Below are 10,289 nucleotides of genomic sequence, written 5' to 3'. Positions count from 1 at the left end.
CTGGTGTTGCACTGCCTTGCACTGGCCGCGTCGCGTCGGGGACGAGACGGGCACCGATGCACCCGGTGGCCGTCGGGAGCTCCGAGCAACGGGTCTGAGACCCGGTCGCAGCATCCCCGGCGTGCGGGTGCGCGTCGAGTCTACTCCTCAGCGCCGGATCAGCGGCACCCGGCGCCTGCGGGCGCGTCCGGCGCCCACGGGATCACTCCGCGACGCGCACCCGGATGATCAGGCCGGCCGCGACCACGACGCCGACCGCGGCGAGGTGGAGCGAGGACCAGACGGCGTCCGGGAAGGAGAACGGGAAGACCGGGTTCCAGAGCACGACGATCGGCGCGAGCCCGATCAGCCAGTAGTAGGCCTTCGCCTGGATCGCGAACCAGCCGATGACCGCCGCGAGGATCGCCACCGGGTAGCGCACGAAGTCGTAGGCGTCGCCGCCGACGAGTGCGAGCCCCGCGAGCAGGATGATCGCCGCGAGGATCCCCGGCGCCAGCGCCATCCGCGCGCTCGAGCGGGACGGGTAGCGGGCGGTCGTGCCGCCGCGCGGGGGGCCGGACTTCTCAGCGTTCACCCGTCGATCGTACGGGGCGGTCCCGCCCGATCCGCTCCGAACCCCGCACGGGTCCGTTCGGCTCCCGCCCCTCGCGCGAACCGACCCGATCCGGGCGCACGCCCGCGCACAGGCACCAGAACACGTCCACTCGCAGAGCCACGCCCCCGCGCCGTCACGAACGGACCCGGATCGGGTCCTGACCCACCCGCAGACCCCAGCAGCTGTCCGTTCGGCCTCCTCGCCCCGAGCGAATCGACCCGGACGGGGCGCTTGTGCGGCCGTAGAGCCCATCGAGCGTCGACTCGATGGCCCGCGGCCCTGCTCGTGAGCGAACGGACGCGAATCGGGCCGGACAGGCCGACACACCCCAGCACGCGTCCAGTCGACCTCCGCACCCCGATCGAGACGACCCGGGACGGGCGCCGACGCGATCTCGTGTCACAGTCGGCGTCGTCTCGCGGGCTGATACCCCCGCCGGGTATCGGCGCTCCGGCGTAAACTGGGCGGGTGATCGAGGATCTGAAGAAGCGCTCCCTGCACCGCGCCCGCATCCTGGCGGGCCAGATGCGCGGCCTCGAGAAGGCCATCGAGAACGAGGACTACTGCGTCGACATCGTCACGCAGTCGCTCGCCATCCAGAAGTCGCTCGGCTCGCTGAACAAGCTGATCGTCGAGAACCACCTGCGCACCCACGTCACCGCGATGTTCGACGAGGGCGGCGACGCGCGCGAGGCCGCGATCGCCGAGCTCGTGAAGATCTTCGAGCTCTCCAACAACCGCTCGTGACCGCGGTCACCGCCGTCCGCGGCGACATCACCCGCGAACAGGTCGACGTGATCGTCAACGCCGCCAACTCGTCGCTGCTCGGCGGCGGCGGGGTCGACGGCGCGATCCACCGCGCGGGCGGCCCCGAGATCCTCGAGGAGTGCCGGACCCTCCGCGCCGGTGAGCTGCGCGACGGACTCCCCGCCGGCTCCGCGGTCGCGACCACCGCCGGCCGCCTGCCCGCCCGCTGGGTCGTGCACACCGTCGGCCCCGTGTACTCGCGGAGCGACGACCGCTCCGCCGTTCTGGCCTCCGCCTACACCGAGTCGATCCGCGTCGCCCGCTCCCTCGGCGCCCGCACCGTCGCCTTCCCGGCCGTCTCGGCCGGCGTCTACGGCTGGCCGATGGCCAGCGCGGCCCGTATCGCCGTCGACTCCGTCCGGCTCGCCGCCGCCGAGGACGGCCCGGGCGCCCTCGACGAGGTCCGCTTCGTCCTCTTCTCGGACGACGCCCTCGCCGCCTTCCGCGAGGCGCTCGGCTAGCTCGCCGTCCCGGTCGCGGCTCCGGTGCCCGAGTCGGCTCCGGTGCCGGAGTCCGTCCCCGAGTCCGTCCCGGTGCCGCTCCCCTGGCCGCCGGACGACCCGGGTCCGCCACCGCCGGGGAAGCCGCCGTCCGGCATCCCGCCCCGCTGCGACGGGTCGAAATCGCCGACGGCGGAGGGCCCGGCCGAGTTCCCGACGGCGTAGCCGATCCCGAAGCCGCCGCCCAGCAGCAGCAGACCGGCGAGGACGGCGAGCGCGATCCAGCGGACGCGTCGCTGTCGCCACAGTGGCTGACGCGACTGCGCCGGCTCCGCCGCACTCGGCGCCGCGGTCCCCGCCGTCGGTGGCGGCCACTCCGCCGCCACCGCTCCCTGATTCTCGATCGTGCTGCTCATGCTGCGCCTCCGGCTCTCCTTCGCACCCGGCCGGGTGCACGATCGAGAGTGCCGCCACCGCCTATACCCCCGGCAAGAGCCGCTGATCGATCCCCGAAGAGCTGTGCAGTTCCGCGCCGCGCATCGTCCCGCGCACCCGGGAACGACGAAGGGAGCCGGACCTCTCGGTCTCGGCTCCCCTCGGCTCGCGGCGCGTCGCCGCGCAGACGGCGCTAGGCCGTCTTGGGCCGCGCGAACTCGTCGTACGGCAGCGTGATCGGCCGGGTGCGCGGCGGCATCCGCAGCACGGAGTCGAGGGCCGGGCCGAGGGCCTCGCGCCAGGCGGCGTAGCCGGCCTCGTTGAGGTGCAGGCCGTCGGGCGAGTACTGCTCCAGCAGGGCGCCGTCCTCGCCGGCGAGCACCGGCCAGAGGTCGAGGTAGCCCGCGTGCGCGGTCGGCGCGAACTGCCAGAGGTGCCGGTTGACCTCGCGGATCTGCGTGCCGAACTCGCGCGCTCGCGGCAGGATCGACGTCACCAGGATCCGCACGTCGGGCAGGTCCCGGCGGAAGGTCGCAACGATCGTCTCGATGTTGCGCACGATGTGCTCGGTCGTCCGGTGGTAGGCCAGGTCGTTCGTGCCGACCAGCAGGACCACCGTGTCGGGCGCCGCCTCGACGAGCTCGGGCAGCCGCTCGACGACGTCGTCGCTCGTCGCTCCGCCGATCCCCTCGTCGACGACCGTCGACGCGGTCAACCACTCGTCCCAGGACCCGCCCTGGATGATGCTGTCACCGATGAAGGCGACCTTTCCCAGCTGGAGATCGCGCCCCGCGTCCGTGTCCGATCGTTCGCTCATCGTGCTCCTCTCGTTCGTGTCCGAGGCGGTGTCGCCGCCCGCGGACCCCTCCATTGTCACCGCTGCGCCCTGCGCCCACCAGGGGAGCGCTCCTCGCCGGCGTCGGCGAGGTCGGTCGCGGTGGCCGTGATGCGGTTGGCCATCCCGTTGAAGATCACGCCGTGGAAGGGCAGGACGGCGAACCAGTAGAGCCGGCCGCCGAGCCCCTGCGGGAAGAACACGGCGCGCTGGGTGTACACGGATCCGCCGTCCTCGCCGGGCTCCGCGCGCATCTCGAGCCAGGCGCCGCCGGGCACCTTCATCTCGGCGCGCAGGCGCAGCAGTGTCGGCCGCTCGATCGCCTCGACGCGCCAGAAGTCCAGCGCGTCACCGGCGTGCAGCCGCTCGGAGTCGCGGCGCCCGCGCTGCAGGCCCACTCCCCCGACGAGCTTGTCCATCCAGCCGCGGATCGCCCAGGCCAGCGGGAACGAGTACCAGCCGTTGGTGCCGCCGATGCCCTCGATGACCCGCCAGAGCTTGGCCGGATCGGCGTCGGTCCGGCGCACCTTAAGGTCGACGTAGACCGTGTGGCCGGCCCACTCCGGGTCGCTCGGCAGCGGGTCGCTGGGGGCGCCGACGACCTCGGCGTTCTGCCAGCTGGTCTCGATCTCACCGGCCTGCATCTTGCCGAGCGCGAGGCGCACCGAGCGGCGGTAGGGCGTCAGTCCGCCCTCGGGGTCCGGGATCAGCGCGCGGATGTCGTCCTCGCGCACCACGCAGTCGTACTGCAGCGAGGCGATGATCGGCACCGCGAGCGAGCGCGGGATCGGCGTCACCAGGTTGACCCACTGCGACGCGAGCCACGGGGTGAAGACGGGCAGCGAGGCGATCGGCCGCTGCGCGAGCCCCGCCTCGACCGCGTAGCCGTTCATCATCTGGCCGTAGCGGAGGACGTCCGGCCCGCCGATGTCGAAGGTGCGGTTCAGCGTCGCGTCCTCGAGGGCGGCGGCGCCGAGCAGGTAGTGCAGCACGTCGCGGACGGCGATCGGCTGGATGAAGTTGCGCACCCACTGCGGGGCCGGCATGTAGGGCAGGACGTCGGTGAGGTGGCGCACCATCTCGAACGAGGTGGAGCCGGAGCCGATGATGACGCCGGCCTGCAGCGCGATCGTCGGCACGCCGGAGGCCATCAGGATGCGGCCGACCTCGGCCCGCGAGCGCAGGTGCGGCGACAGCGTCTCCACATCCGGGTGCAGACCGCCCAGGTAGACGATCCGCTCGACGCCCGCGGCGAGTGCGGCCTCGGCCACGTTCCTCGCGGCCCGGCTCTCGACCTGCTCGAAGCGCGCGTGATCGGCGCCCGAGCCCATCGAGTGCACGAGGTAGTAGAGGACGCCGACGCCCTCGAACGCAGCGGCCAGCGACTCCGGATCGCTCAGATCGCCCTGGGCGACCTCCACGTCGCCGGCCCACGGGACCTCGGCGAGCTTGCGCGGGTCGCGGACCAGCACGCGGACGCGGTAGCCGGCCTCGAGCAGGCGCGGGGTGAGGCGGCCGCCGATGTAGCCGGTCGCCCCCGTGACGAGCGCCAGCGGGCGCGACGGGGCGGGTGAGGATTCGCTCATGCGGCCACGGTACGCCGCCGCCCCTGGGCGCTCTCCCGCTGGTGCGCGGGCACGGCCGCTGCTAGGGCGCCGTCGCAGGCCCGGAAGGACCCCGGCGCGCAGACTCAGCCGGCCGGTCGCTCCGCGCCGAGGATCGTGCGGACCTTCTCCACGTCGTCGTTCATCTGCCGGATGAGCGGCTCGACGCCCTCGTAGGCGACCTGGCCGCGGATGCGCGAGACGAAGGCGACGTCGACCACGCGGTCGTAGAGGTCGATCGTCTCATCCAGCAGGTAGGCCTCGACCTGCTTGGGCGGCACGCCGACGAAGGTCGGGTTGCTGCCGACGGAGATCGCGGCCGGGTAGCTGCGGCCCTCGGTGACGAAGCGGCCGGCGTAGACGCCGTCGGCGGGGATGAGGCCCTGCGACTCCGGCGAGAGGTTCGCGGTCGGGAAGCCGAGCTCGCGGCCGCGCTTGGCGCCATGCACGACGACGCCGCGCACCACCGGCTCGTGGCCGAGCAGCCAGGTCGCGTGCTCGACGTCGCCCTCGGCGAGCAGCTCGCGGATCCAGGTCGAGGAGACGCGGCGCCCGTGCTCGGGACGCACGTCGTCGATCAGCTCGACCTCGAAGCCGTGCGCCTCGCCGAGCGCCCGGAGCATCGCGACGTCCCCTGCGCCGTGTGCGCCGAAGCGGAAGTCGGAGCCGACCAGCACCACGCGCGCCTCCAGGGCGTCGACGAGCACCTGCCGCACGAACTCCTCGGCCGTGAGCGAGCGGAACTGCGCGTCGAAGGCCAGGAGCAGCGTCGCGTCGATCCCGGTCCCCGCCAGCAGCTCGAGCTTCTGCTCGTTGCCGACGAGCGCCGGCGGGCACTTCTCCGGCGCGATGACGCTGAGCGGGTTGCGGTCGAAGGTGACGACGACCGCGGCGAGCCCGCGCTCGCGGGCCCGGGCGTGGAGCGTGTCGATCACGGCGCGGTGGCCGGTGTGCACCCCGTCGAACTTGCCGATGGTGACGGCGGACGGGCCGATGCCGGTGAGATCGGCCGCGCGCTGCTCGACGCGCATCAGGCCGCCGCTCCCGCCGCCGCCCGGCGCCCCTGGACCCGCAGCCACCACAGGCCGAGCACCGGCAGCACCAGCGGGATGAGCAGGTAGCCGGCGCCGAAGGCCGCCCAGACCGTCGACTGCCGGCCGAACGGATCCGCGCTGGCGAGGCCGAGCAGCTGCGGCGCGAGCACGCTGATCGCGCCGACGACGAGCACGCCGACCAGCTCGAAGGTGATCGTCACGAAGGCGATGCGCTGCCAGACGCGGCCGGGAGCCACGAGGGCGATGGTCGCGAGGATGTAGACGACGGCGGAGAGCGCCGAGAGCGAGAACGCGAGCGGCGCCTCGTCGAAGCGGTCGATGATCTGGAACACCGAGCGGCCGGTCGCGGCGAGAGCGAGGATCCCGTAGACGACCACGAGGAGGCTGCCGATCCCCCGGGACCGCGCCGAGCGCGCGGGGCGCTGATCCGGGTTCGGCAGAGCTGGGTCCTGGGCCGCCCGTCCGGGCGCATCGCTGGGTTCGTTCGACATCGCAGGGTCAATGGTAGGCGCTCGCCGCGCCCACTCCGCTGCGACCGCGGATCGCGGGGCTCAGACGCCCTGGACGAACCAGATCTGGTGCATCCGGTAGACCATCACGGCGATCGCGAGGCAGACGACGCCGAGGATCACCGTGCTCCAGCGGCTGCGCTCGATCAGCGCCCAGAAGCCGGCGGCGAGCGGCAGGATCAGCGCCGAGACCAGGTAGATGTAGAACTCGGGCAGGCTGCCCGTGGGCCGGTTGCCGACGAGCGGCGAGACGATCGCGACGGCGAGCTGGACGATCAGCAGCAGCTCGACGATCGCGGTGGCCCCGACCGTGACGTCGGAGGGGCGCCGCCCGATCATCCCGAGCACCAGGCAGAGCAGCCCGGCAGCGACGGCGACGCCGACCTGGAGCGTCGTGAACCAGTCGATCACGGCGCGCCCACCCGGAGCTCCTCGGTGGGGAAGTTGACCACGCTCTTCAGGGCGGCGCCCCGGCGCTCGGCGAGCCCCACCAGGCGCTCCCCCGGGCCGACGGCGGCGAGGAGTCCCTTGGCGCCCGCGAACGCCTCGGGCACGGGGATCCGCTTGCCGTTGGCGAGGTCGACCGCCTCGCGGGCGTCGAGATGCAGGAGCGGGAACAGCTCGCCCGCGACGGCGGTGGGCGAGAGGAGCGCCGCCGGGACGTCCAGCTCGTCGATGACGCCGGCCGCGGCGACCCGGAACGGGCCGACCGCCGTGCGCCGGAGCGCGGTGAGGTGGCCGCCGACGCCGAGCGCGGCGCCCAGGTCGCGGGCGAGCGCCCGGATGTAGGTGCCGGAGGAGCAGGTGACCCGGACGTCGAGGTCGAGGAAGCCGTCGATCTCGCGGCGCGCGAGCACGTCGAAGGCGCTCACGGTGACCGGTCGTGCGGCCAGCACGACCTCCTCGCCGTCGCGCACCCGGGCGTAGGCGCGCCGGCCGTCCACCTTGATGGCGCTCACGGCGCTCGGGATCTGCTCGATCGCTCCGGTGAGGGTCGCGACCACGGCGTCGACCGCCTCGGGACCGAGTGCCGCTGCGGCGCCGGGCTCGGCGGTGGTGAGCGTCTCGCCCTCGCGGTCGTCGGTGCTCGTCGCGGCGCCGAGGCGGATCGTCGCCTCGTACTCCTTGTCGAGCCCGACCAGGTAGGTGAGGAGCCGGGTGGAGGGGCCGAGCCCGAGGATCATCAACCCGGTCGCCATCGGATCGAGCGTCCCGGCGTGCCCGACCTTGCGCGTTCCGGCGCGGCGGCGAGTCCTCGAGACGAGGTCGTGGCTGGTGATCCCGCCCGGCTTGTCCAGCAGGAGGATCCCGTTCGGAGCCGCCGCAGAAGGGCTGGGAGTCTCGTGCACGGGTGCGAGGATACACGCGCAGTTCGGGAGTCGGCCCCGCGGAGCCCGCGCCCGGCACGGCCGCCGCTCGCCGCGGTTCTAGGCTGTCCGGATGAGGATCGCCGTACTCGGAGCGGGCGCCGTCGGCGGCACCGTGGCCGCCCTCCTGGACCGCGCAGGACACGACGTCGAGGTGACCGCCCGGGGCGAGAACCTCACGGCGATCCGGCGGCAGGGGCTCCGTCTCGACGGCGCCTGGGGCGAGCACACCGCCTGGGTCCGCTGCGGCGAGACGCTCGACCTCGTCCCCGATCTCGCTGTGCTCTGCACGAAGGCGCAGGACGCCGAGGACGCGCTCCGCGCGAACCGACGCACCGTCGACGGAACGCTCCTCGTCGTGGTGCAGAACGGGCTCGACGGACTGCAGGCCGCCGCCCGCCAGGTCCGCGACGCGCGCCTGGTCGGCGCCCTCGCGCTCTTCGCGGCCAGCCATCTCGAGCCCGGCCGCGTCACCGTCACCGCGCCGGCGACGACGACTCTCGGCGTCCCCGGCCGCCCGGCCGACGACGACGTCCGCCGCGCCGCAGCGATCCTCGGCGAGGCGGTGCCCACGGCCACCACCGACGACTTCCTCGGGGCGCAGTGGACGAAGCTGCTGATCAACGAGGTCAACGCGCTGCCCGCGATCACCGGCCTCTCGGTGCAGGAGACGATCGCGCACCCGGGTCTGCGCCGGCTGCTCGCGCGGGCGATGCGGGAGGCGGCGCGGACCGGCCTGGCCTCCGGCGTCCGCTTCGGCGCGCTGCAGGGTCTCTCCGACGCCCGGATCCGCGCCCTGGCGGCGGCGCCGCTGCCCGTGGTCGAGCTGCTGCCGCGGCGGATGGCGACCCGGATGGGCGACGTGCCGAACCCGGGCTCCACACTGCAGAGCGTGCGGCGCGGGGTCCCGAGCGAGATCGACCACCTGGCCGGCGCCGTCGTCCGCACCGCCCACCGCCTCGGCCGCGAGGCACCGGTCAACCAGCTGCTCGTCGAGCTCGTGCACGAGGTCGAGCGCTCGGGGGCGTTCCTGCCGGCGGACGACGTGGTCCGGCGGGCGTCCTCCGTCTAGCGGAGGAGCCCTGGACGATTCAGCAGGAGTCGGCGAAGAGCCGCCGCGGGTGCTCCGGGTCGCGGACATCGACCAGGATCCCCGCGATCCGCTTCGGATCCGTGCTCGCCCGGTAGGACGCGTCGACCGGCGGCTCCTGCGTGTCGAGCCGGATCGACGCGCTCCACGCGCCGCGCAGCTCGGGCCGCAGGGCGAAGGGCCCGTCGACGAGGAGCAGAGCGTCGCGGCCGGCGGTGCGCCAGCGCGCCTGCCGCGCCTCGTCGCGCACCCCGTCGTAGCCGGCGAGGACGAAGCCGGTGCTCCCGCCCAGCTTGAACGGGTCGAGCAGCACCCGCCGCAGCAGCTCGTAGTCGTAGCCCGCGAGGTAGGCGCGCTGCGCCTCGGGGATCGAGGGATCCTCCCGCTCGGCCCGAGGCTTCCGGAAGTCGGCCAGGTGCGCGACCACCGCGTCGCGGCCCGCCCGGCGCACCGCCTCGGCCAGCGCGAGCGCGAACGCGCCGGACACCTCCGGGTCGTCGCCGTCGATCCCGACCGCCACCCGGCCGTGCCCGTAGTTGTGCAGCACCTCCGCCGCGAGAGCGTCGAGCACATCGGCCTTCTGCGGAGCCCACTTGGTCATTCGCCCACGATACGCGGGACGGCCTAGGGTGACCTGATGCCCACCGGACCGATGCCGACCGCACCGATGCCCGCACTCGCCGCGGCGATCGTCGACTGGTTCCGCGACAACGCCCGCGATCTGCCCTGGCGCCGCGAGGGCTTCCCCGCGTGGGGCACGCTGGTCAGCGAGTTCATGCTCCAGCAGACCCCGGTCGTCCGCGTGATCCCGCGGCTCGCCGAGTGGCTCGAGCGCTGGCCGACCCCGGCCGATCTGGCGGCCGTCCCTCCGGGCGAGGCGGTGCGCGCCTGGCAGTCGCTCGGCTACCCGCGCCGGGCGCTGCGCCTGCACGCCTGCGCCGTCGCGATCACCGAGCAGCACGGCGGCGTCGTCCCGCACGACGTCGAGACGCTCCTCGCCCTCCCCGGCATCGGCGACTACACCGCGCGCGCGATCGCCGTCTTCTCCTTCGGCCACCGCCACCCCGTCGTCGACACCAACGTCCGGCGCGTGATCGCCCGCGCGATCGACGGCGCGGCCGAGCCCGGCCCGCCGCGCGCGAAGGCCGACCTCGCCGCGATGGACGCGCTCCTCCCCGACGACCTCCCCGACGCCGCCGCCTTCAACGCCGGCACCATGGAGCTCGGCGCGATCGTCTGCACCGCGCGCGCTCCCGGCTGCGACGCCTGCCCGATCCGGGACGCCTGCGCCTGGCGGGCCGCCGGCTACCCGGCCTACGACGGCCCGGTCAAGGCGCGGCAGAAGAAGTACGAGGGCTCCGACCGTCAGGTCCGCGGCCTCGTCCTCGCCGAGCTGCGCGCCGCGCACGGCCCGGTGACCGCCGCCGAGATCGCCTCGCTCTGGCCGGACGCCGAGCAGCGCGACCGCGCCCTCGCCGGCCTCCTCGCCGACGGTCTCGCCACCGGCACCCCGGAGGACGGCTACCTGCTCCCCCACTCCTGACCGTGCGCC

Annotated in this window: 13 protein-coding genes; 4 read left to right on the top strand and 9 right to left on the bottom strand. The window is 74.0% G+C overall.

The genetic code is table 11. The features are described from left to right. Positions 1–202: 202 nt before the first annotated feature. The gene (locus GTU73_RS08120; protein ID WP_244231816.1) at positions 203–574 is read right to left on the bottom strand and encodes a DUF6804 family protein; all 372 of its coding nucleotides are present in this window, start codon (positions 572–574) and stop codon (positions 203–205) included. Positions 575–1,063: 489 nt separating this feature from the next. On the opposite strand from GTU73_RS08120, the gene GTU73_RS08115 reads away from it, so the two are divergent. Both GTU73_RS08115 and GTU73_RS08110 read left to right on the top strand, forming a co-directional pair. Beyond that, a complete protein-coding gene (locus GTU73_RS08115; protein WP_123445545.1) occupies positions 1,064–1,342 on the top strand; it encodes a metal-sensitive transcriptional regulator in 279 nt (92 codons plus the stop codon). After that, complete coding sequence (locus GTU73_RS08110; protein ID WP_160088477.1) at positions 1,339–1,863, top strand: O-acetyl-ADP-ribose deacetylase; 525 nt, start codon at positions 1,339–1,341, stop codon at positions 1,861–1,863. Before GTU73_RS08115 ends, GTU73_RS08110 begins: the two co-directional genes overlap by 4 nt. Here GTU73_RS08110 and GTU73_RS08105 read toward each other — a convergent pair. The 7 genes from GTU73_RS08105 to truB form a co-directional block, all read right to left on the bottom strand. Further along, a complete protein-coding gene (locus GTU73_RS08105; RefSeq protein WP_160088475.1) occupies positions 1,860–2,258 on the bottom strand; it encodes a hypothetical protein in 399 nt (132 codons plus the stop codon). The genes GTU73_RS08110 and GTU73_RS08105 overlap by 4 nt on opposite strands. Positions 2,259–2,470: 212 nt before the next feature. Then, positions 2,471–3,094: a GDSL-type esterase/lipase family protein gene (locus GTU73_RS08100; protein ID WP_160088473.1), complete on the bottom strand. Its 624-nt coding sequence runs from the start codon at positions 3,092–3,094 to the stop codon at positions 2,471–2,473. A gap of 56 nt (positions 3,095–3,150) precedes the next feature. Next, entirely contained in the window at positions 3,151–4,698 is a 1,548-nt protein-coding gene (locus tag GTU73_RS08095; RefSeq protein WP_160088471.1) for an SDR family oxidoreductase, read from the bottom strand. A gap of 104 nt (positions 4,699–4,802) precedes the next feature. Further along, the gene (locus GTU73_RS08090; protein WP_160088469.1) at positions 4,803–5,747 is read right to left on the bottom strand and encodes a bifunctional riboflavin kinase/FAD synthetase; all 945 of its coding nucleotides are present in this window, start codon (positions 5,745–5,747) and stop codon (positions 4,803–4,805) included. Then, entirely contained in the window at positions 5,747–6,262 is a 516-nt protein-coding gene (locus GTU73_RS08085) for a hypothetical protein (protein WP_244231815.1), read from the bottom strand. Before GTU73_RS08085 ends, GTU73_RS08090 begins: the two co-directional genes overlap by 1 nt. 60 nt (positions 6,263–6,322) lie before the next feature. Then, complete coding sequence (locus GTU73_RS08080; RefSeq protein WP_160088467.1) at positions 6,323–6,691, bottom strand: hypothetical protein; 369 nt, start codon at positions 6,689–6,691, stop codon at positions 6,323–6,325. Further along, on the bottom strand, positions 6,688–7,629 hold the full coding sequence (gene truB, locus GTU73_RS08075; RefSeq protein WP_160088465.1) for a tRNA pseudouridine(55) synthase TruB: 942 nt from the start codon (positions 7,627–7,629) through the stop codon (positions 6,688–6,690). Before truB ends, GTU73_RS08080 begins: the two co-directional genes overlap by 4 nt. Before the next feature lie 91 nt (positions 7,630–7,720). Here truB and GTU73_RS08070 point away from each other — a divergent pair, with 91 nt between their 5' ends. After that, positions 7,721–8,719: a 2-dehydropantoate 2-reductase gene (locus tag GTU73_RS08070; RefSeq protein WP_160088463.1), complete on the top strand. Its 999-nt coding sequence runs from the start codon at positions 7,721–7,723 to the stop codon at positions 8,717–8,719. Positions 8,720–8,738: 19 nt separating this feature from the next. Here GTU73_RS08070 and GTU73_RS08065 read toward each other — a convergent pair whose 3' ends face one another. Continuing rightward, complete coding sequence (locus tag GTU73_RS08065; protein ID WP_160088461.1) at positions 8,739–9,338, bottom strand: hypothetical protein; 600 nt, start codon at positions 9,336–9,338, stop codon at positions 8,739–8,741. A 66-nt stretch (positions 9,339–9,404) separates the two neighbouring features. On the opposite strand from GTU73_RS08065, the gene GTU73_RS08060 reads away from it, so the two are divergent. Next, the gene (locus GTU73_RS08060) at positions 9,405–10,280 is read left to right on the top strand and encodes an A/G-specific adenine glycosylase (protein ID WP_160091280.1); all 876 of its coding nucleotides are present in this window, start codon (positions 9,405–9,407) and stop codon (positions 10,278–10,280) included. The last annotated feature ends 9 nt before the right edge of the window (positions 10,281–10,289 follow it).

It is taken from the genome of Rathayibacter sp. VKM Ac-2804, assembly GCF_009866655.1.
Lineage (GTDB): Bacteria > Actinomycetota > Actinomycetes > Actinomycetales > Microbacteriaceae > Rathayibacter.
Note: the sequence above shows the minus strand (reverse complement) of the source record. Positions and strands in the feature narration are given on the sequence as shown.

Coding starts and splice junctions, on each gene's coding strand:
- GTU73_RS08105 (WP_160088475.1), bottom strand. CDS start 2,258: ATGAGCAGCACGATCGAGAATCAGGGAGCGGTGGCGGCGGAGTGGCCG.
- GTU73_RS08100 (WP_160088473.1), bottom strand. CDS start 3,094: ATGAGCGAACGATCGGACACGGACGCGGGGCGCGATCTCCAGCTGGGA.
- GTU73_RS08065 (WP_160088461.1), bottom strand. CDS start 9,338: ATGACCAAGTGGGCTCCGCAGAAGGCCGATGTGCTCGACGCTCTCGCG.
- GTU73_RS08095 (WP_160088471.1), bottom strand. CDS start 4,698: ATGAGCGAATCCTCACCCGCCCCGTCGCGCCCGCTGGCGCTCGTCACG.
- GTU73_RS08085 (WP_244231815.1), bottom strand. CDS start 6,262: ATGTCGAACGAACCCAGCGATGCGCCCGGACGGGCGGCCCAGGACCCA.
- GTU73_RS08070 (WP_160088463.1), top strand. CDS start 7,721: ATGAGGATCGCCGTACTCGGAGCGGGCGCCGTCGGCGGCACCGTGGCC.
- GTU73_RS08060 (WP_160091280.1), top strand. CDS start 9,405: ATGCCCGCACTCGCCGCGGCGATCGTCGACTGGTTCCGCGACAACGCC.
- GTU73_RS08090 (WP_160088469.1), bottom strand. CDS start 5,747: ATGCGCGTCGAGCAGCGCGCGGCCGATCTCACCGGCATCGGCCCGTCC.